General features: G+C 65.7%; 19 protein-coding genes and 1 tRNA gene. 14 read left to right on the forward strand and 6 right to left on the reverse strand.

What is annotated here, in order from left to right; genetic code table 11:
• Positions 1-70 precede the first annotated feature (70 nt).
• A complete protein-coding gene (locus AUL36_RS02475; RefSeq protein ID WP_062217597.1) occupies positions 71-1348 on the reverse strand; it encodes an O-antigen ligase family protein in 1278 nt (425 codons plus the stop codon).
• Between the two features lie 220 nt (positions 1349-1568).
• Positions 1569-2138, reverse strand: a complete 570-nt coding sequence (gene efp, locus AUL36_RS02480) for an elongation factor P (RefSeq protein ID WP_058601846.1) — start codon at positions 2136-2138, stop codon at positions 1569-1571.
• 103 nt (positions 2139-2241) lie between these two features.
• Here efp and epmA point away from each other — a divergent pair, with 103 nt between their 5' ends.
• From epmA to AUL36_RS02510, 6 genes are all read left to right on the forward strand, one after another.
• Complete coding sequence (gene epmA / locus AUL36_RS02485; protein ID WP_062217600.1) at positions 2242-3294, forward strand: EF-P lysine aminoacylase EpmA; 1053 nt, start codon at positions 2242-2244, stop codon at positions 3292-3294.
• Positions 3291-4340, forward strand: a complete 1050-nt coding sequence (locus tag AUL36_RS02490) for a lysine-2,3-aminomutase-like protein (RefSeq protein WP_062217603.1) — start codon at positions 3291-3293, stop codon at positions 4338-4340. Before epmA ends, AUL36_RS02490 begins: the two co-directional genes overlap by 4 nt.
• 55 nt (positions 4341-4395) lie before the next feature.
• Positions 4396-4665, forward strand: coding sequence for an HNH endonuclease (locus AUL36_RS02495; protein ID WP_058601892.1), 270 nt, complete (start codon positions 4396-4398; stop codon positions 4663-4665).
• Positions 4666-4840: 175 nt separating this feature from the next.
• Positions 4841-5023: a hypothetical protein gene (locus AUL36_RS02500; protein WP_058601843.1), complete on the forward strand. Its 183-nt coding sequence runs from the start codon at positions 4841-4843 to the stop codon at positions 5021-5023.
• A gap of 405 nt (positions 5024-5428) precedes the next feature.
• A complete protein-coding gene (locus AUL36_RS02505; RefSeq protein WP_062217742.1) occupies positions 5429-6328 on the forward strand; it encodes an EamA family transporter in 900 nt (299 codons plus the stop codon).
• 58 nt (positions 6329-6386) lie between these two features.
• On the forward strand, positions 6387-6587 hold the full coding sequence (locus AUL36_RS02510) for a hypothetical protein (RefSeq protein WP_062217607.1): 201 nt from the start codon (positions 6387-6389) through the stop codon (positions 6585-6587).
• Positions 6588-6639: 52 nt separating this feature from the next.
• Here the strand turns inward: AUL36_RS02510 and AUL36_RS23635 are convergent, their stop codons facing one another.
• Positions 6640-6777, reverse strand: a complete 138-nt coding sequence (locus AUL36_RS23635; protein WP_156418238.1) for a hypothetical protein — start codon at positions 6775-6777, stop codon at positions 6640-6642.
• Between the two features lie 390 nt (positions 6778-7167).
• Here AUL36_RS23635 and AUL36_RS02515 point away from each other — a divergent pair, with 390 nt between their 5' ends.
• From AUL36_RS02515 to AUL36_RS02535, 5 genes are all read left to right on the forward strand, one after another.
• Positions 7168-7377, forward strand: coding sequence for a cold-shock protein (locus tag AUL36_RS02515; RefSeq protein ID WP_058601840.1), 210 nt, complete (start codon positions 7168-7170; stop codon positions 7375-7377).
• A gap of 774 nt (positions 7378-8151) precedes the next feature.
• Positions 8152-9135 carry a tripartite tricarboxylate transporter substrate-binding protein gene (locus tag AUL36_RS02520; protein WP_062217609.1) on the forward strand — a complete coding sequence of 328 codons (984 nt, stop codon included), beginning with the start codon at positions 8152-8154 and terminating at the stop codon, positions 9133-9135.
• A 125-nt stretch (positions 9136-9260) separates the two neighbouring features.
• Entirely contained in the window at positions 9261-9728 is a 468-nt protein-coding gene (locus AUL36_RS02525; protein ID WP_058601838.1) for a tripartite tricarboxylate transporter TctB family protein, read from the forward strand.
• A gap of 11 nt (positions 9729-9739) precedes the next feature.
• Complete coding sequence (locus AUL36_RS02530) at positions 9740-11245, forward strand: tripartite tricarboxylate transporter permease (protein ID WP_062217612.1); 1506 nt, start codon at positions 9740-9742, stop codon at positions 11243-11245.
• A gap of 214 nt (positions 11246-11459) precedes the next feature.
• Positions 11460-12116, forward strand: coding sequence for a Crp/Fnr family transcriptional regulator (locus AUL36_RS02535; RefSeq protein WP_082655473.1), 657 nt, complete (start codon positions 11460-11462; stop codon positions 12114-12116).
• 15 nt (positions 12117-12131) lie between these two features.
• Here AUL36_RS02535 and AUL36_RS02540 read toward each other — a convergent pair whose 3' ends face one another.
• The 3 genes from AUL36_RS02540 to AUL36_RS02550 form a co-directional block, all read right to left on the reverse strand.
• Positions 12132-13760, reverse strand: a complete 1629-nt coding sequence (locus AUL36_RS02540; RefSeq protein ID WP_062217616.1) for a Na+/H+ antiporter — start codon at positions 13758-13760, stop codon at positions 12132-12134.
• Positions 13761-14255: 495 nt separating this feature from the next.
• A tRNA-His gene (locus AUL36_RS02545) sits at positions 14256-14332 on the reverse strand.
• 148 nt (positions 14333-14480) lie between these two features.
• On the reverse strand, positions 14481-15002 hold the full coding sequence (locus tag AUL36_RS02550; RefSeq protein ID WP_082655465.1) for a phasin family protein: 522 nt from the start codon (positions 15000-15002) through the stop codon (positions 14481-14483).
• Between the two features lie 226 nt (positions 15003-15228).
• Here AUL36_RS02550 and AUL36_RS02555 point away from each other — a divergent pair, with 226 nt between their 5' ends.
• From AUL36_RS02555 to AUL36_RS02565, 3 genes are all read left to right on the forward strand, one after another.
• Entirely contained in the window at positions 15229-18198 is a 2970-nt protein-coding gene (locus AUL36_RS02555; RefSeq protein ID WP_062217619.1) for an ATP-binding protein, read from the forward strand.
• A 214-nt stretch (positions 18199-18412) separates the two neighbouring features.
• Positions 18413-19450, forward strand: coding sequence for a Fe(3+) ABC transporter substrate-binding protein (locus AUL36_RS02560; RefSeq protein ID WP_062217621.1), 1038 nt, complete (start codon positions 18413-18415; stop codon positions 19448-19450).
• A 126-nt stretch (positions 19451-19576) separates the two neighbouring features.
• Positions 19577-21277, forward strand: a complete 1701-nt coding sequence (locus tag AUL36_RS02565) for an ABC transporter permease (protein WP_062217626.1) — start codon at positions 19577-19579, stop codon at positions 21275-21277.
• Positions 21278-21295: the final 18 nt, after the last annotated feature.

A 21295-nucleotide genomic window follows, 5' to 3' on the forward strand; every position in this document is an offset into this window, starting at 1 on the left:
TGCGACGGCAAAAACAAAAAAGGCGTCGGGCCCGCGCGGGCTCGGCGCCTTTTGCTTGAGGTCGCGGGGCTCAGTCCGTGCGGAAGCGCCCGAGGAGATTGAGCCCGGCCACGACGAAGAAGGTCATGACCCAGAGCGAGTTGGCGCGTTCGAAGAAGAAGCTTTCCAGCATGGCGTTCAAAAGCAGAAACAGAAGCGACATCAGGAAGAAATCGGCCAGTCGTGTGCTTTCGCGCCCTAGCCCCACATGGAGATAGGATTTCAGCGGCGCGCCGACGAGCACCCAGAGCGCCAGGATCAGCCCCGGCCAGCCGACCGACAGGGCAATGTCGAGATAGCCTTCATGCGCGTTCACGGCGCCGCGCGGATCCCAAGAGAATTCCATCGGGATCTCCTGATGGATCAGATTGGCGAGCGTCCAGAAGGCGCCGTGCCCATAGCCCGTCCAGCCATGCCCTTCCATCGCGCCGAGCGCCATGCGCCAAAGCTCGAGACGCCCGGTGAAGCTCGTGCCGGGCGCGATGGCCTGCACGATCTCGCGGGAAAAGGAAAACAGGACGGTGCCGATGGTGAAATAAGCCGCGCCCAGAAGCGCCAGCAGCGCCACGATCACCGGCGCGGCCCGCACCTTCGAAACATGGGCGGACATGACCACGACGAAGACGATGATGGTAAGGCCGAGCGAGGTCTTCGACCCCGTTCGCAGGATGAAGACGGCCGACAGAAGCATGATCAGGAGCCCGATCATGTGGCTCTTCATGCGGAAGAGATAGACACCCGCGAAGAAGAACACCGCCATGGCCGCGCCCGCGACGTTCTTGTGGCTGTAGATGCCACGCCAGAGCCCGGCATGGACATCGCCGACATGCCGGCCGAGGCTCGGCCAGATGAAGACGCCGGCATAGGACATGACCAGCGCCGTCATGACCGCGAACCCAAGCGCGATGCGCAGGGAGCGCCCGTCCGGCGGCAGGCAGAGCGCCCCGGTGACGGCGAGCATGGAGATGCCGGCAAACACGACGCCGCGAAACGTGTCGGCCGGGTCCGCCGTCTGGAGGGAGGAGAGCGCGAACCATCCCAGAAGAAGCACCCAGCTCGGGCGCAGGAGCGCGCGCGCCACGCGCCGCTCGGTGAAGACAAGATGGCCGACGAGCGAGATGAGCGCCAGCAGCCCGTAGCCGAGCTGATTCAGGATATTGCCGCCCGCATCGCCCGTATAGATCGAGGCATAGGGCGTGAGGCTGACGAAGCCGACCGTAAGGATCAGTGTCGCCAGCACCGTGCGCAGGGCATAGACCGCTTCGGCGGACGCCGTTTGCGAAGGCGAGGCCAGGGCGAAATCGCTCATCGCGCGCTCAGCCCCTTGGGCCTGGCGGGCCGCGATCCCCCGCCCCAAGCTGCGAACGAAGACATATCCACGAATTCCCTCGCGCGACGACGCCCGCCGAAGACCCGTCTTCGGCACTGGGACGACTGTCGCGCAGGAGGGTTAACGCCGCCTCACCGGGCGGCGCTGGATGCGAGGGGAAAGCAGGGCGCCAGGCCATCGCGACCCGCCGCCTTCGATATCAGTCCTTGGCGCGCTCGACATAGGAGCCGTCCGCCGTCATGACGACGATGCGGGTGCCGGTCGCGATATGCGGGGGAACGAGCGTGCGCACGCCGTTCGACAGGACGGCAGGCTTGTAGGACGAGGAGGCCGTCTGACCCTTGGTGGTGGGCTCGGTCTCGACCACTTCGTAGATCGCGCGCTGCGGCAGCTCGATCGCGATGGCGCTGTTGTCATAGACCGAGAGCTGAACCGTCATGCCTTCCTGAAGATAGGGTGCGGCATCGCCGATCACCGATTCCGGCACGGCCAGCTGCTCGAAGCTTTCCGGGTTCATGAAGTGGAAGCCTTCGCCGTCCGTGTAGAGGAAGGTGTGGTCGCGCTCTTCCACGAAGGCGCGCTCCACCTGTTCGGTCGTGCGGTAGCGCTCCGACACTTTGGTGCCGTCCGAAATGCGGCGCATGTCGAGCTGGGTGACGGGCGTGCCCTTGCCAGGATGGATGTTCTCGGCAAAGAGAATGACATAGAGCTTGCCGTCTTCGCGTTCGACGACGTTCCCCTTGCGGAGCGAGCTGGCGATCACCTTCACGGGTCTTGTTCCTTATGAATGGCCTTGGATATGGCTGGGGAGCGGCCTAACCCATCTTCGGCCCATCCGCCAGCCGCCACGGACTTTCCGAGTTTCAGCCGATATGACAGACCGATCCCCCTGGTGGACCCCTCATGTCCATGCCGACCGCCGCCTGCGCCTTCTGGCTCGGGGGCGGATCAAGGCCGCCTTCCGCGCGGCTTTCGAGGCGCAGGACTACGTGGAAGTCGAGACGGCGGCGCTTCAGGTCTCGCCCGGAAACGAGGCGCATCTTGCTGCCTTCGCCACCGAAATGCTGCGCATCGACGGCGAGCGCCAGCCGCTTTATCTCCACACCTCACCGGAATTTGCCTGCAAGAAACTGCTGGCCGCCGGCGAGAAGAGGCTCTTCACCTTCGCCCCGGTCTATCGCAACCGCGAGCGGGGCGCACTGCACTCGCCCGAATTCACCATGCTCGAATGGTATCGCGCCGGCGAGACCTATGACAGGTTGATGGAGGACAGCGCGGCGCTCCTGCGCCTTGCCGCAGAGGTGGCCGATATCGGGCGCTTCCGCTTTCGAGGCCGCGAGGCGGACCCGTTCGCCGAGCCCGAGCGGGTGAGCGTATCCGAGGCGTTCCGCCGCTTCGTCGGCTTCGACATTCTGGACAGCGTGGACGAGGCGGGCGGCACGGATCGGGATGCGCTGGCCGAGGCCATGCGCGGCGCGGGGCTGCGCGCCACACTCGACGATACCTGGGCCGATCTTTTCAGCCGCGCGCTGGTGGAGCGCGTGGAGCCGATGATCGGCAACGGCCGCGCGACGATCCTCGACGAATACCCGGCCGCCGAAGCCGCGCTCGCCCGCCGCTCGGCGCGCGACCCGCGCGTGTCGGAGCGTTTCGAACTTTATGCCTGTGGCGTCGAGCTTGCCAACGCTTTCGGCGAGCTGACGGACGCGGCCGAGCAGCGCCGCCGGCTTCTGGCCGAGATGGACGAGAAGGAGCGTGTCTATGGCGAGCGCTATCCGCTGGACGAGGATTTCCTCGAAGCCCTCGCCGTCATGCCGGAGGCGAGCGGCATTGCGCTCGGCTTCGATCGTCTCGTCATGCTGGCGCTGGGTGCAAGCCGGGTGGACGATGTGATCTGGACGCCGGTTGCGGAGTTCGCGCCGTGAGCCGGCCGGTTCGCAGCGCGGCGGCGCTGGTGGAGGCGGGCCTTGCCCCGGCGGAGAGGCTGGAGGCCCTGTCGGCGGTCGCCTCCCGCTATGCCGTGTCGATCACGGCCGAGATGGCGGCGCTGATCGAGACGCCGGACGATCCGATCGGCCTGCAATTCGTGCCTGATATCAGGGAACTGATCCACGCACCGGAAGACGAGGCCGATCCGATCGGCGACGACGCGCATTCGCCCCTCACCGGCATCGTTCATCGCTATCCCGACCGCGTGCTTCTGAAGCCGCTACATGTCTGCCCCGTTTATTGCCGCTTCTGCTTCCGGCGCGAGATGGTTGGCCCGGAAGGCCTCGGCACCTTGTCCGACGCCGAACTCGACGCCGCCTTCGCCTATATCGCGGCCCATCCCGAAATCTGGGAAGTCGTGGTGACAGGCGGCGATCCCTTCGCCCTGTCGCCGCGCCGGCTGGCCCATCTGGGCGACCGGCTCGGCGCGATCCCGCACGTCAAGGTTCTGCGCTTTCACACGCGCGTGCCCGTGGTGGAGCCGTCCCGCGTTTCAGCCGAGTTGGTCGCAGCGCTGAAGCGCTTTTCCGGCGCGGTCTTCATCGCGCTTCATGCCAACCACTCCCGTGAATTCACGCCCGAGGCCGAGGCTGCCATCGCGCGGCTGGTCGATGCGGGCATTCCGATGGTGAGCCAGAGCGTGCTCCTGCGCGGCGTCAACGACGATGCGGAAACGCTCGGGCAGTTGATGCGCCGCTTCGTGGAGAACCGGATCAAGCCCTATTATCTCCATCAGGGCGATTTCGCGCCGGGCACCGGCCATCTGCGCACCAGCCTTCATGAAGGCCAAGCGTTGATGCGCGCCTTGCGCGGCCGCGTCTCGGGCCTGTGCCAGCCGACCTATGTGCTCGACATTCCCGGCGGCTACGGCAAGGTTCCGGTGGGACCGTCCTATCTGGAAGGGGACGGCGACGGCTGGCAGGTGGCAGATCCCTCGGGCGCGCGCCATGCCTATCCTCCCTCAGCCGAGGGCGACGACTGATCCCTTTGGCCGCAGGCTCTTGCGAGGCGGGGCGGCGAGGCCTCATCTCCTAGCGATGAGCGCTCTTCCATCCGAATGCTGGCTCTGCCGCCGCCCGCTCGGCCGAAAGGTCGAGTGGCACCACCCCAAGCCCAAAAGCCGGGGCGGGCGCGACACGGTGCCGGTTCACCCGATCTGCCATCGCACCATTCATGCGAGCTTCACCAACGCCGAACTGGCGCGGTTCGAGGCCGATGGCGTGGCGCTGGCAGCCCATCCCAAGCTGGAGCGGTTCCTCAGCTGGATCGCGCGCAAGCCGCCCGACTTCCACGCGCCGACGCGTTAAGCGATTCCCCAGAAGGCGTGGTGCGTCGCCCTCGCAAGGCAAGGCCGAAACCGGAGTTTTCCAGACATTTAAAACGCGCTTCGTGCTGATTTTGCAGGGGAAATCCAGCGAAGCGCAAGATTGCGCAAGAGGGCTTCATGCGATGCTGGACCCGATCAGAATCGGAGATCGAGCCATGGCGCATCCCGCCCTACAGAACCCGGACGAACTCGACCGCACCATCGAACTGGCCTTGGCCGAGGTCGATGGCGACACGCTTCAGGCCCTGCGCAATCTCGTCATGCGCCAGCGCGAACTGGAAATGGAACTCAGCCGCACCGTTTCGGCCGGCTATGTGCGCCGCCGCCCGGCAGCCTGAAGCCTGATGACGCGGAAGGGCGCACGCCGCCCTTCCCGCTTGCCGCTCGGCTGACGGCGCTGTTCAAGCGCATGTGAAAAGCCTAAGAGCTTGCCTCGCGGTGTTTCGCAGGAGCGAGACCGAGGCCCGACAGGGCGGCGCGAGGCGACAAAAGATGATCCTGCCTCCAGGCAGTTTCCCGTTCTTCTCCCGCCCCAAGTTCGATGCCTTGCGTTCTCCCCAAGCGAGACGCCACCGGGCGCTGCCCAGCGTCCGGCAAGGCGGAGCGGTCTCAGCCTTGCACCCGAGCATTCCCGGCGAGAACGGCATCCGCCCTCCGCGTGGAGACTGCGCAAGACAGGACGCGAGAGCGCTTTCGGCGGAGCCTTGCTCGCCAAGCGCTTTCCCGATCGCGAAAGGCTGGCCATGGACACGTCCCTCCTCCCCTTCCGGCATTTTCTGCTGGGTCTGGCCGTGGTCGCCGTCTGGGGCACGAATTTCGTCGTGATCCATATGGGTCTCGAACATCTGCCCCCGCTTCTCTTCGCGGCCCTGCGCTTTCTCTTTGCGGCGCTTCCCGGCGTGTTCTTTCTCAAGCGGCCGAACGTGCCTTGGAGCCACCTTGCCGCCTATGGCGTCCTGATCGGCGCGGGCCAGTTCGGGCTGCTCTTCGTGGCGCTGCGCGGATCGATCTCGCCCGGCCTCGCCTCGCTCGTGGTCCAGGCGCAGGTCTTCTTCACCATCGGCCTGTCGATGCGCCTGTCGGGCGAGCGGGTGCAGTCCTATCAATGGGTGGCGCTTCTCTTCGGCATCGCCGGCCTCGGCGTGATCCTGACGCATACGGACGGATCGGCAACGCCTCTCGGTCTCGTGCTCGTGCTTCTGGCGGCCCTCGCCTGGGCGGGGGGCAATATCGTGTCGCGTGCCAGTAAGACGACGGACATGCTTCCCTATGTCGTCTGGGCCAGCCTGTTCTCGGCGCCCCCGCTTTTTATCCTGTCCTTTGCCGTGGAAGGCTGGCCGGCCATTCGCCAAGGCCTCGTCTCGGCGGATGCCGCGACCTGGGCGGCCGTGCTCTGGCAGACGATCGGCAACACGATGTTTGGTTACGCCGCCTGGGGCTGGCTCCTGTCGCGCCACCCGGCCGCGCTGGTCACGCCGCTGGCGCTGCTCGTGCCGCTCTTCGGAATGGGAGCCTCGGCCTTCTGGCTGGGCGAGCCCCTGCCGCTCTGGAAGATCGCGGCGGCTCTGCTCGTCATGAGCGGCTTGGTGATCGGCTTGCTCTATCCTCGTTGGAAGGCCGCGCGATCCGCCAAACCGGCATGAGACTTTTCCTGACTTGGCGCGTTGAAAAGGAACCGACACTTTAACACGGCAGGTTCCCATGAGCTCTTCAACGGAACGCGACGCGATCTCGAGCGGGATGAATTCCCGCCCGCTTCATGATGGCCTTGCCCAAAGCGGTTCAGGCCTTCCGGACGACGGCGCCAAGCCGCTCGATATCAGCCCGGAAGACGAACAGCGCCTTCGCAAGACGCTGCTCGGGGAGGACGGCGAAGCCGAAGTGGAAGCGCATCCGTCGTAGCGCCGGGGCCATAAGCTCGAAAGCCGAGAGCACGGCGCATTCGCGGAAGCGTTCAGCCCACCATGCGCAGCACGAACTGCGGCAGCGGCGGGAAGGCCAGACAGGCGGCAGCGAAGATTCCGGCCGCCGTCAGGGCGAGAGCGGTCATATCGACGACGAAGGTCATGAAACGGTCGAGAAGCATGGTCATCCAATCCTTGCTGGCCCGTCCGAAATTGGTTCGATTCGGTTGAGGATTGGTTAGGAACGATGGCCGAATTCGGACATTGTTCCCGCTGTGTTCCCCTTGCCACATCGGCCCAGCTTTTGGCGAAAAGGCTCTCACCCCTTGCGGGATAGCCGCCTTCTATCGGTCACGAATCCTTGCCTAAAGCTGATGGCCGGGCGGCAAAATAATGCGGATGCCCGCCTTGAAAAAGAGATGGGGCCTGCTCATAGTATTACCCATCGAATGATGGCCGGAAAGTTTGTCGACGCGCTGCGGCCCAGCGCATGATCAATCCATTTCTTCGCAGACTTCGATGCAGTTGGGCGCACTTTTTGCGCCTTCAGGGCACACGACTATTCAGAAAGGTATCCCATGGCTACGGGAACCGTTAAGTGGTTTAACACCGAAAAGGGCTTTGGTTTCATCGCCCCGGACAACGGCGGCCAGGACGCCTTCGTTCATATCAGCGCTGTGCAGCGCGCCGGTCTGCAGACCCTGCAGGACGGTCAGAAGGTCAGCTTCGAGCTCGTGGCCGATCGCCGCACGGGCAAGATGGCAGCCGACAGCCTTAAGGCTCTCTAAGCCAGACCTGCTGGTTCAGCTTCACGCAAGCTCCACCAGTTACAACAGCAACACTCATCCCAACGCCGACCACGGATGTACTGGCGGCCTGGGATAGTGACGGCGGGATGGTCGATCCCCAAGATCCCATTCCTTTGCGAACCCTGCGCTCTGCCGAGCCGCAGGGTTTTGCTTTTCCCGATCAGGGCGAGGACGAGCTACATCGGTCAAGCGCTCCGTATCCGCGCGATCAAGCAGTTGCCAAACGACTCTCCGCTGAAATTTAAACGGAGTTTTCGTCCGTCCTCGCGAAGCGACGCGCAGTCCGCGCCGAAGGCATAGGCGTCCTCCAGCACTCCGTGACACAGACACGACCCGGCGAGCCATCCTTCGAGGTCCCGAGACCCTCGCCGCCCTCCCTTCGCGCCCCGTTTTCTGCTCGAAATTTCGGCGCAGTCTCCTTTTTGATTCGCGGCCGAAACGTCCTAAAGCGTCGACGCACCTCCCAAGCATGACGCGACGGTGGCAACCCTGCCCTTCCATCCATCAAATCGCCGTGAACGAGCGTGACGCCGCCTATGGAGATGAAGGAGCAAACGACAATCGCCTTTCGCGCTTCAATCGATCAAAATCGCTCGAAACATGGGAGAAGGCACGCTCCGGTCGTCGTCGCCTCATCACCTGTCAGCCATACTTCGTATGCGACCTGCCTCTTCCTCGACTGGACAAGCCTTCCCCCTTCGGTCCCTCATATCGTTATGCCGAAAGGCGGAACCGACATTTCTGGGAGGAACCATGTCGTTCTCACTCAAGGGCTTGATCGCGTCCTTCGCGCTGGCCTCCGCATTGACGCTGCCGGCCGCAGCACAAAGCACCTATCCCACGCAGCCCATCACCATCGTGGTTCCCTTCTCCGCCGGCGGCCCGACCGATACGGTGACTCGCCTGATCGCTCAATCCATGTCGAGCGATCTCGGGCAGCAGGTGCTGGTGCAGAATGTCGGCGGGGCGGGCGGCACGCTCGGCGCGGGTCAGGTCGCCAAGGCCAAGCCGGACGGCTACACGCTGCTTCTCCACCATATCGGCATGTCCACCGCGCCGACCCTCTATCGCAATCTCGGCTTCGACCCCGTCAAGGACTTCGCGCCCGTTGGCCTCGTCACCTCGGTTCCCATGACCATCGTGGCGCGCAAGGATTTCGAGCCGGCTGATATGGCCGCGCTGGTCGCCCATCTCAAGAAGGATGGCACCAACGTGACCTATGCCAATGCCGGCATCGGCTCCGCCTCGCATCTCTGTGGCATGTTGCTTCAGGAAACGCTGGGCGTGCAGATGGTGACGGTGCCCTATCAGGGCGCGGCCCCAGCCATGACCGATATCGTGGGCGGTCAGGTCGATCTGATCTGCGACCAGACCACCAACACCACCAACCAGATCAAGGCCGGCGAAGTGAAAGCCTATGCCGTGACCTCGCCTGAGCGTCTGGCCTCGCTGCCCGACCTGCCGACCACCAAGGAAGCGGGCCTCGAAAAACTCGACATCGGCGTCTGGCACGGCATCTACGGGCCGGCGGGCATGGACCCGGCCATCGTCGCCCGCCTTCAGGAATCCCTGAAGAAGGCCCTGGCCAACGAGACCGTGAAGGCGCGCTTCGCAGAACTCGGCACCGCGCCGGTTTCGGCCGACGAGGCCAGCCCCGAGGCTCTGGGCAAGGAGCTTTCCTCGCAGATCGCGCAGTGGAAGCCGATCATCGAGGCGGCCGGCGTCTACGCCAACTGACGAGCGGCAGGGTCCCGCCGTTCGATCGAACCGGCTGGACCCGCCCCCTGCCCGATACGCGCGCGCCTAGCGGCCCGGCGCGGACGGGGATCTTTGACTATCGAGAGAAGGGAACCCCGCGCCAGATGTCTTCGAGCGCCGATATTCGCTCACGCCGCGATTTTTTCGCCGCCCTCATCTTCGTCACCGTGGCGCTTGCCTTTGGGCTGGAGTCGCTGAACTATCCGCTCGGCAGCGCGCTGCGCATGGGGCCGGGCTTCATTCCACTGGTTCTGGCGGTCGTTCTCGCCCTTCTCGGCGTGATTATCGGGTTCACCGGCCTGCGCAAGCATGAGCGGATTCAACCCTCGCCCATACCCTGGAAGGGCATCGCCCTCGTGGTTCTGGCGCTGGTGATCTTCGGCGAGTTCGGCGCCCTACTCGGCCTCGTGCCCGTGGTGTTCGTCGGCACCGCCATCGTCGCACTGGCATCGGCACGCAACACCATCCTCTCCTCGCTCGCTATCGCCGCCTGCATGTCGGCCCTCTGCTGGCTGGTCTTCAAGATCGGGCTCGGCATCACCCTGCCGACCTTCGGCCCCCTCTTTTCCTGACGGAGCAGCGCATGGAACTCCTGTCCAATCTCGCGCTCGGCTTCGAGACCGCCTTTACCGTCACCAATATCTTCTGGTGCTTCATCGGCGTGTTGCTCGGCACGCTTGTCGGCGTCCTGCCCGGCATCGGGCCGACGGCGACCATCGCCATGCTGCTGCCGATCACCTTCACCTTCTCGCCCGTCACCGCGCTCATCATGCTGTCGGGCATCTATTACGGCGCGCAATATGGCGGCTCCACCACCGCCATCCTGATCAACCTGCCGGGCGAAAGCTCCTCGGCGGTGACGGCCATCGACGGCTACCAGATGGCCCGCAAGGGCCATGCCGGCAAGGCGCTCGCCACCGCCGCGCTCGGCTCGTTCTTCGCCGGCTCGGTCGCCACCCTGCTCCTGGCCGTGGCGGCTCCGCCGCTCTCGCGCGTCGCGCTCCAGTTCGGCGCGCCGGAATATTTCGCGCTGATCGTGCTCGGCCTTCTCGTCTCGATTTCGCTCGCCCATGGCTCGGTGATCAAGGCGCTGGCGATGATCTTTCTGGGCCTCCTGCTCGGCACGGTCGGCCAGGACATCTACACTGGCACGCCGCGATTCACGCTCGGCCAGCTCGAACTCTACCAAGGCATCAATTTCGTTTCGATCGCCGTCGGCGTCTTCGGCGTGGCGGAAATCTTTCGCAATCTCGAGAACGAGACGACGCGTGAGGTCGGCGTCAAGAAGGTGTCGGGCCTCTGGCTCACCAAGGACGACTTCAAGCGCATCGCCGCCCCTGTCGTGCGTGGCACGGTGCTCGGCTCCATTCTCGGCGTTCTGCCGGGCGGTGGCCACGTCCTCTCCTCCTTCGCCTCCTATTCGCTGGAGAAGAACCTCGCCAAGAACAAGTCCGAGTTCGGCCACGGCGCGATCCAAGGCGTCGCCGGCCCCGAGAGCGCCAACAACGCCGCCGCGCAGACCTCGTTCATCCCGCTTCTGACGCTCGGCATCCCGGCTCACCCGGTCATGGCGCTGATCGTCGGCGCGTTCATCCTCCAGGGCATTACGCCCGGCCCGAACGTCATCAACACCCAGCCCGCGCTCTTCTGGGGCATCATCGCCTCCATGTGGATCGGCAATGTGCTCCTCGTCATCCTGAACCTGCCGCTGATCGGGCTCTGGGTGAAGATGCTGACCATTCCCTACCGGGTCCTGTTTCCCGCCATCGTCCTGTTCGCGGCCATCGGCTGCTACTCGATCAACAACAACCCGTTCGATGTCTACGCGATCGGCGTGTTCGGCATTCTGGGTTACGTGCTGATCCGGCTGGGATGCGAGCCCGCGCCTCTGCTGCTCGGCTTCGTGCTGGGGCCGCTGCTCGAAGAGCATCTGCGCCGCGCCATGATCATCTCGCGCGGCAACGCCATGGTGTTCTTGGAGCGCCCGATCTCGGCCACGCTTCTGGCCCTTGGTCTTGCCGCCGTCATCGTCGCGCTGCTGCCCTCCATTCGCGCCAAGCGCAAGGAGGTCTTCGTCGAAGACGATTGATCCTTATGCCATAACTCAGGAGCATGGCTGCGCCCGTCCCTGCGAGGGTTGACCCTTCGTCGCGGCGGGCGCACCAGTATGGAAGCCTTCGCAATCGGCTTTCCGGAGAAGATTCGTGTCGCGGCCCGTCGCCCTTCACCCCGCCATCTCACCTCTGCCCGAGCGCGCCCATCGTCCGCCCTGCGGCGCATGCGCCGAGTGCGGCGTGCGGACCATGGCGGTCTGCGCGGCCCTGGCGGATGACGAGATCGGCGCGCTGGAGCGGATCATGACCGCGCGCCGGCTGGACGCGGATGAAACGCTGGTGGTGGAAGGCGAAAGCCGCAAGCGCGTCTACAGCCTGACGGAGGGCATGTTGCGCCTGTCGATGGCCCTGCCGGACGGTCGCCGCCAGATCACCGGCTTCCTGCTGCCCGGCGACTATCTCGGCCTGGCCGACGACGAGGTTTATACGGCCAGCGTCGAGGCCGTAGTGCCGGCCGCGCTCTGCTCCTTCCCGGTGCGGGAAATGGATGCCCTGATCGAAACCTATCCCCGGCTCAAGGATCGCCTGTTCCGCTTCACGCGCGCGGCCCTGCGTCAGGCGCGGGAGAATCAGGTCATTCTCGGCCGGCTGGCCCCGGTGGAAAAGCTCGCGGCCTTTCTTCTCGCCCTGTCGCGCCGGATGGCGGAAAACAAGATGGCCGACAATCCCGTGCCGCTCGCCATGACGCGCGCCGATATTGCGGACTATCTCGGCCTCACCATCGAAACCGTGTCCCGCTCCTTCACCAAGCTGCGCAACCAGGGCCTCATTCGCCTGCCCGACGCGCATCTGGTGGAGATCGTGGACCGGCGCTCGCTGGAGGCGGTGGCCGGGACAGTGGCTTGAGACGCGTCTGCGTCCTCACCCGGCGTAGCGCGTTTCCAACAGGTCGATCTCACGCACCAGCCGGCGCGCCGTTTCGGAGCCCAGCTGCCGGCGGCGCACCTTGCGAAAGATTTCGGCCCGCTCGGCGTTCAAGGCCGCCAACCGCATCTCGCGTTCGATCCGGTCCGAACGCTGCGCCGTCTCGGCACTGTCGCCCTCCGCCGAACGGCGCTCAATGCGCCGATGGTAGAGATCGGTGAGCTGCGAGGCGGCCGCGACATAAAGATCGGCGTCCTTGCCCTGATCGGCGGTCTGGCTGAGGAGCCGGCCGATCTCGGCAATCGCCGCCTCGGCCGCCGCGATGCGGGCGGCATCCTCTTCCGCCTGCTGCGAGGGTTCGGGCGGCAGTTCGAGGCCGCGCAGGAGCAGCGGCAGGCCGAAGGTCGCCACCAGCAGCGACACGATGATCACGCCCATCGCCAGCGAGATGGCGAGATCGCGCGCCGGAAAGGGCGAGCCGTCGCTCAGCGTCAGCGGCAGGGTCAGGACGCCAGCCAACGTCACCGCGCCGCGAACGCCCGCGCAGGACATGGCCGCGACGATGCGCCAGCTCGGCGAGGTTGTGCGGTCGCGCCGCCGCAGAAGCGTCAGTTGCAGCGACAGCCAGACCCAGGTGAAGCGCAGGGCGGCGAGCCCGGCCGTGATGGCGACGGCATAGAGGATCAGCCAGGTGATCTCGTGCTGGCCCGGCTGGCTGACCGTCTCGGCGGCGCGCGAGACGATGGCCGGCAATTGCTCGCCCAGAAGCACGAAGATGATGCCGTTGGCGGCATATTGGATCGTGTCCCAGACCGTGCTGCGGCGAACGCGCGTGACGGCCATGACGCGGCCCCGGCTTTCCGCAAAGCTCATCGTGACGCCCGCCGCGACGGCCGCCAGAATGCCGGAACATTCGAGATGCTCCGCCAGAAGATAGCAGGCAAAGGGGATCAGCAGGCTGATCAGGATCTGCGAGCCCGTGTCCTCGCCGAAGCGCTCCGAGACCCAATCCTTGGCCCGCGTGATGGCGAGCGTGACGAAGGTCCCGACCGCCAGCCCGCCCAGCGCCACCCAGACGAAATTGAGCACCGCGTCGCCCAGCGAGAACGTGCCTGTAAGCGCGGCGGCGACCGCGAAGCGGAAGCAGACGAGGCCCGACGCGTCGTTCAACAGCGACTCGCCCTCCAGGATATGCAGCATCCGCTTGGGGATCGGCACGCGGTTGGCGATGGCGGACACGGCGATCGGATCGGTGGGAGAGACGATGGCGGCCAGCGCGAAGGCCACCGCCAAGGGCATGGCCGGCACCAGCCAGTGAATGAACAGGCCCATGCCCGCGACAGTCACCACCACGAGCCCCAGCGCCAGCTCGACGATGATGATCCGGTCCTTGAACAGTTCCTCGCGCGGAATGCGCCAGCCATCCAGAAACAGAAGCGGGGGCAGGAAGAGAAGAAAGAAGATTTCGGGGTCGAGGCTGACGCGCAGGTCCGCGAAAAGGCCGATGGCGGCCCCCAGCACGATCTGAAACAGCGGACGCGGCACGGGAAACGGCAGGACGCGCAGGAAAATGCCGCTGGCGACGACGGCCAGAAGAAGCACGAGCGTGATCGTGACGGTTTCCAAGGACGTCTCCGGGCAGGCTGGTGGCCGAGCGCGGGAGGCTACGTGCCACTCGCTCAACGGATCGGAACCGATCCGCCCGCACATGTCCCGGCGAGCCCGTCGCTTGTCAACCGCGACGCGGCTTAGCCGCCCGCCTCACGCGGCAAAATTCCTGGCCCCGCCCATGGACCGGCGGACAGTCGGCGCGCCGAGCACTCGTGACAGAAACAAGCGCCGCCATTGCATCGGCAAGCCTTCGCCCTGCTTCGCCCCGGAACCTCCGCCGCCTGGCGGCAGCCTTCCGCACCATCGCCGGCTTGCCAAAGCAGCCATACCCTAAGAATCACTCAGCGCGATGGTCTCAGCCAAATGCGAAATAGATATTCCGCCGCACAAGGACCAACCAACGCGCGGATCTGCCCGTCATTTTGTGCAACCAGACTGTCTAACGGAGGATATCACGTCATGCTGCGACGCTTCGAAAGCGCCCATCATCTGCAGAACAATGATTTGGAATGGTACGGTTGAGTGGGTTCGAACCACCGACCTTCGGAGCCACAATCCGACGCTCTAACCAACTGAGCTACAACCGCATATCGTCGTGACGACGAGACCGCCAATACGGCTTTTCGAAAGGGATGGCAAGGGCCGCGCTCCAAAAAGAGCGATCTGTGGACAAAGCCGCGCGGCCCGGCCGGGTGCGAAACGGGCCGCGATCGGCCCGTTTCGCAGCTTGAAAGATCAGAACTCGGTCTTTCCCGCGGCGCGCTCGGCGGCCTCGCGGCTCGGCTGAAGCACCTCGCGCGCGGCCGATTGCGATGCGCTCTGGATGTCGCGGGCCTGGCGTGTGGCGAGTTCCACCTGCTGGCGGAAAAAGCTCGTCTGCAATTCGATGAACTCGGACACCGACTTCACGCCGGCGAGCTTCTCGAGATGCGAGAAGTTCATTTCCGCCTGGGTGCGCATTCCGTCCAGCGCGCGCTTGGTCAGATTGAGCGAACCCGAATGGGCGTTCTCGATCGTGGCCTCCAGCGTCTTGGCCGCTTCGTCGGCGGCGGTCTTCATGCGCGCATAGGCCTCGCGCGATTGCTCCATCGACTTTTCGGCGGTGGCGCGGAAGGTTTCCGTCATTTTGGACGGATCCATCCCGAAGGCCGCCTGCGCGTCCCGAAAGGCCTGCGGATTGGTCATCGAGTCGAAAGCCTGTCGCGCGCCTTCGAAGGCGGCGTTGGCGGCATCGTGCGGCTTATCTGTGTCGGACATGGCGGGGGCTCCTTCTGGGCAGCATTGTGACCACAACGAGGCGACATCATCAAGGGTTGCGCGGGTTCGCGCGCTAAGACCTCCGGCGCATTAACCCTGTCGCCGGACGATGCGGCCAAGGATGCGGTCTGTTCTGGATTTGAGCCGCGCAAGACCTTATTAACGCTCCAGTAACTCTTTTGTTGTACGACCTGGAGCCACGACCATTTCGACCTCTCTCGACTTCATGGTTCTTCCAGCCGTGCGTGTGGCCAACGCCCTCGGCTCGGCCGTGGCCGTGCTGTCGGCCGATCTCGCCACGGTTCTCTGGTGCAACGCCGCCGGGGCGGCGCTTCTGGCCCTGCCCACGGGGCGGCGCAGCAGCGACGAAGCCGGCATGTCTCCGCTTCTGCCGCAGATCGGCCTGGCGCGCGAAACGCTGCGCCTGAAGCGCCGCACACAGCTTCTGCTCCGCCCCGCCGACGCCGGCATGGGCCGTGCGGTTCTGGCGCGGTTGGAGGCCGGCGGATCGAATGGCGATCACGTGCTGCTGACAGTGCGCTTCGACGGCGCGCCGGGCGAAACCCGCGAGGCCTTCGCGGAGCGGCTGGTCGGCGAAGCGGGGCTGACGACCGTGCCGGCCTGCATCGTGTCGGAAACCGGCTTCGTCTGGGGCACTCCGCAGGTGCCGGCCGAGGAACATGCGCTTCTGGCCGCGCAGGGCGTAGAGTTCCTGAAAGCAGGCGAAGAGCGACTGACCGTCGAGGACGAGTTCGGCGCCCTGTCCTTCGCCAAGGTCGCCGAGGGTCTGGTGCTCATTCACATGGACGCGCCGGACGCGCCGGCGATCGAGGAATCCGACGAACCCGCGACGCCCGCAGCGCCGCTGGATGTGGAAGCTATGCCTGAGTCCTCCGCTTCCTCTTCGGATACCAAGGCGGACGAAACCTGGCTGGCCGAAGCGTCCGCCTACGATGCTGCGGGCGACGATGAACCCGCCCTTTTGGAAGCGGATGCGGCCTTGCCCGCCTCCACGGCACCCTTGTTCGACGCCGATCTCGACCGCGAGCCCATGCGCTTCGTCTGGCAGATCGACGAGGCCGGCCGCATTTCCAGCCTGTCTCCCGAATTTGCCGAAGTGGTCGGCCCGCACTCGGCCGACGTGATCGGCCGCACCTTTGCCGATGTCGCCCGCGTCTACGGGCTGGACGACAGCGGCGAGGTCGAGCGCCTACTGGCGCGCCGCGACACGTGGTCGGGCCGCTCCATCCTTTGGCCGATCGAAGGCACGGATCGCAAGGCACCCGTGGATCTGGCGGCGCTGCCGATCTATGGCCGCGACCGCCGCTTCGAAGGCTTTCGCGGCTTCGGCGTGGTGCGCCCGGCCGAGCATGTGGCCGACCCGGACGCGCTGGGTTTGGTGCTGACGAGCGGTGCGCCGGTGGTTGCAGCCGCCGAGGACACGGCCTCCACGAGCGGGCCGGAGACCGCCGACACGCGCGCAAGCTTCGGCCGCCGCACCCGCGAGCCCGACATGCCGGCCGAGGAAACGGTCCAGCAACGACAGGCGCGCGAGGGCGCGCTGTCGAGCGCCGAAGCGGCAGCCTTCCGCGCCATCGGAGCGGAACTCGGCGTGTTTCCGCGGCTGCGATCGGTTCCGGTGCCCGTTCCTGCGCCGGTCCCGGCCCCCGTTGCCGAAGTCGGCGAGAGCGAGGCGGAGAAGCGGGAGGACACGGTTCCATTCGCGGCGCACGAGCTGGAAGACATGTTCGACGCGCTGCCGCTGGCCGTGCTCGTACAGATGGGCGACCGGCTGCTCTTTGCCAACAAGCGCTTCTTCGCCTTTACGCGCTACCGCGATCTCGACGCGCTGGATGATGCCGGCGGGCTCGATCGTCTGGTTTTGTCGCCTGGCGAATCCGACGAGGGCGACGAGGCGACGATCCAGTGCGGCGACGGCACGGTGGAGCGCACGCGCCTGCATCTTCAGCGCGTGTCCGTGGCCGGGCGCTCCTGCCTTCTCATGTCCTTCACCGAACGGCCCGAGCCGGAAGACGAGCTTCTGGCCGGGACGGTGGTCGATCTCCAGCGCGAGGTGGAGGAGCTTCAGGCCGTTCTCGACACCGCGACGGACGGCATCGTGCTGCTCGACGCCAGCGAGCGCGTGCGCAAGATGAACGGCGCGGCCGAGGCCCTGTTCGGCCTTTCGCCCGACATCTATCTCGGCCTGCCCTTCGTGGATCTGCTGGCGCCCGAAAGCCGGCAGAGCGCGCACGATTATATCGAGACGCTGCGCGACAACGGGCTTGCCTCGATCCTGAACGACGGGCGCGAAGTCTTCGCCAAGGTCGGCCCGGAGCGCGCCAAGGGCTCCGAGCAGGGCACGATCCCACTGTTCGTGACGCTCGGCCGCCTGTCCGACGGGCGCGGCTGGTGCGTGGTGATCCGCGACATCGCGCAGTGGAAGCAGGCCGAGAAGGATCTGGTGGAGGCGCGCCGGCTGGCCGAGAGCGCCAGCCTCCACAAGAGTCGGTTCCTCGCCAATGTGTCCCACGAACTGCGCACGCCGCTCAACGCCATTATCGGCTTTGCCGATGTCATGGCCTCGGAGTGCTTCGGCCCGATCGGCCACGAGCGCTATCTCGAATATCTCGGCGACATCAAGCGCTCGGGCCACCATGTGCTCGACCTCGTGAACGACCTCCTCGACATATCCAAGATCGAGGCGGGCAAGATCGAGCTGACCTTCGAGTCGGTCTCGCTCAACGATGTCGTGGCCGAGGTCGTGTCGCTGATGCAGCCGCAGGCCAATCGCGAGCGGGTGATCGTGCGCTCGGTCCTGCCGGCCTCGGTGCCGCCGGTCGTGGCGGATCGGCGCTCGGTTCGGCAGATCGCGCTGAACCTCATCGCCAATGCCGTGCGCTTCACGCCGGCGGGCGGGCAGATCGTCGCCTCAACCCATCACAACGAGGATGGCTCCGTCAGCCTGCGCTTCCGCGATTCCGGCATCGGCATGACCGATCAGGAGGTGGAGATCGCCCTTACTCCATTCCAGCAGGTCAAGGCCGGCGGACGCGGCGAAGGCACCGGGCTCGGCCTGCCGCTGACCAAGGCCATGGTCGAGGCGAACCGGGCGCACTTCTCCATCGCCTCCACGCCGGGCGAAGGAACGCTGGTGGAAGTCGCCTTTCCCGCGCCGCGCGTCCTCGCGGTTTAAATCATCAATTGATCATCTTTACTTAATAGAGAAAGTATAGAATCATTCTAATCTCATAGATCACCGGAACGTTACCTCGGATCGGGATTGATCCGGTAGCCTGCTTCCGGCATGTCAAAACTCGACCCTCACGCTCGACTTTTGATGTGTCGCTCGTGGCGGGCTCGTTTTTGGCGGCCCCTCGACGCTGGGCCATGGATGGGATGTTCCTGCGATGACACCGACTTTCCTTCGCGGCGGTCTCTTGGCGCTCGGCTTTGCGGCGCTGATGGGCGGCACGGCTGAAGCCGCCGACGTCAACATCTATTCGTCCCGCCAGCCGGCGCTGATCCAGCCCCTGCTCGACGCCTTCACCAAGGAAACCGGGCTCACCACGGCGACGATCTTCATCGAAAAGGGCCTGGAAGAGCGCGTGAAGGCGGAGGGCGCCAACTCGCCGGCCGACGTGATTCTGACAGTCGACATCGGCCGCCTCGACGCGGCGCGCGAAGCCGGCATCCTTCAGCCGCTCGAGAACGCCGTGATCGCCAAGGACATTCCGGCCGCCTTCCGCGACAAGGGCAACGAATGGTCGGGCGTCACGGCGCGCGCGCGCGTCGTCTATGCCTCGGCCGATCGCGTGGGCGACGAGCCCATCACCTATGAAAGCCTCGCCGACCCCAAGTGGAAGGGCAAGATCTGCATCCGCTCGGGTCAGCATCAATATAATGTCGCCCTGATCGCCGCTTTCCTCGCCCATCATGGCGAGGCCAAGACCAAGACCTGGCTCGAAGGCCTGCGCGACAATCTCGCCAGCGCGCCGCAGGGCGGCGACCGCGATCAAGCGCGCAACGTCGCCGCCGGCCAGTGCGACATCGCCATCGGCAACACCTATTATGTCGGCTTGATGCGCAACAACGAGAAGGAGCCGGAACAGAAGGAATGGGCCAAGGCGATCAAGGTCGTTCTGCCGACCTTCGAGAACGGCGGCACCCATGTGAACATTTCCGGCATGGGTCTGGCGAAGAATGCGCCCAACCGGGACAATGCCGTCAAGTTCATGGAATTTCTGACGACCGACGAGGCGCAGCGCATCTATGCAGAGATCAATCACGAATATCCGCTGAAGCCCGGCGTGGCGCAGTCGGAAACCGTAAAGAGCTTCGGCGAGCTGAAGCCCGACACGCTGTCACTCACCGGCATCGCCTCCCACCGCGCCAAGGCCTCGCAGCTGATCGACGAGGTCGGCTTCGACAAGGGACCGCAAACCTGACGCTTTCCGCATGACGCTTCGCCGATCCGGCCATCCTCGACCAGCGCCCGCGTGTGATCGCGCGGGCGCTGGTCGTTGCACGCTCACAGGCCGCTCTGGCGAGCAACGCGAGCGGAGCGAGCGGCGATGAGCCGTGCGGGTCCGCTCCCCTCACCGCTCCCATCGCTCCATGCGCGCCGCCGCGCGGTGGGCTCGGAACGCTGGTTCGTGCTGGGCGCCGCCGGGCTCGCGCTCGTCGTCGCCTTGCCCATCCTGTCGCTCGGCTGGATCGCCGTGTCCGGCTCGGGCGGGGACTGGGCGCATCTCCTGCGCACCGTCCTGCCCGACGCGACGCGCACCACCGCTTTCCTGATGCTGGGCGTGGCGCTGGCGACGGGCCTCCTCGGCACGCTTCTCGCCTGGATCGTCACCGGCTTCGACTTTCCGGGCCGCCGGGCTTTCGCCTGGGCGCTGGTGCTGCCGCTCGCCGTGCCGACCTATATCGCGGCCTACTGTTTCAACGAGCTTCTGCATTATGTCGGTCCAGTGCAGACGGGGCTGCGCGCCCTGATGGGCTATCGCACACGGGCCGAATACAGCTTCCCCGAAATCCGCTCGCTCGGCGGCGCGATCCTGATTCTGTCCTCCGTCCTCTACCCGTATGTTTATCTCGCGACGCGCGCCGTCTTCCTGATGCAGGGACGGCGCATGGCGGAGGTGGCGCGCACGCTGGGCGCCGGGCCGCTGCGCCTGTTTGCGACCATCCTCCTGCCGTTGGCCCGGCCCGCCATCGCCGTCGGCGTGTCGCTCGCCCTGATGGAAGTCGTCAACGATATCGGCGCGGTGGAGTTCTTGGGCGTCCAGACGCTGACCTTCGCCGTTTATTCGACCTGGCTCAACCGGGGCGATCTTCAGGGGGCGACGCAGATCGCGCTTTTGATGCTCACGGTGATCGTCGCCCTGGTCTGGCTGGAGCGCTTCGCGCGGCGGCGGCAGGGCTTCACGGCGGGCCGGGGCGGCATGGCGCCGCCGCCGCTCGTGCGCCTGCGCGGCCCGGCGGCTCTCGGCGCTTTCACCCTGTGCCTCCTGCCGCTCGCTTCCGGCTTCGGGGTGCCGCTCTTCATCCTCAGCCGCTATGCCATGAGCCGGCTGGGGGATCTCGCCGACCCGGCGCTCTGGCGCGCGCTGTGGCACACGGTTCTCGTGGCGGGCGCCAGCGCCTGCCTCGTGGTCGGCGCGAGCTTTCTCGTGACCTATGGTCTGCGCCTTCGCCGCAGCCGCTCGCTTGCCGCGCTCGCCCGGCTCGGCTCGCTCGGCTATGCGGTGCCCGGAACGGTTCTGGCGATCGGCCTTCTCGTGCCGCTCGCCGCCTTCGACAATGCGCTGGATGCGTGGATGCGCGCCTGGTTCGGCGTCTCGACCGGGCTTCTCCTTTCGGGCTCCGGGCTCGCCATCGTGCTCGCCTGCACGGCGCGCTTCACCGCCATGGGCCATGGCACGCTGGAAAGCGGTTTTGCGAAACTGTCGCCCCATCTCGACATGGCCGCGCGCACGCTCGGGCGCGGGCCGGGCGACGTGCTCGCCACGATCCTGTTTCCGCTGATGCGCCCGGCCGTTCTCACGGGTTTTCTTCTCGTCTTCGTGGATGCGGCCAAGGAATTGTCCGCGACGATCCTGCTGCGCCCCTTCGACTTCGACACGCTGGCGACGCATGTCTATGCGCAGGCCTCTCGCGCGGCCTTCGAGGACGGGGCCATCGCCGCGCTTCTGATCGTGCTCGTCGGCATCACGCCGGTTCTTCTCCTGACCCGAGCGCTGCTGAAGAACGAACAGGACACGCGCCGCTGAATCCGAGGCGGCGGCGAC

Origin of the sequence: Aureimonas sp. D3 (genome assembly GCF_001463805.1) — a bacterium.
Lineage (GTDB): Bacteria > Pseudomonadota > Alphaproteobacteria > Rhizobiales > Rhizobiaceae > Aureimonas > Aureimonas ureilytica_A.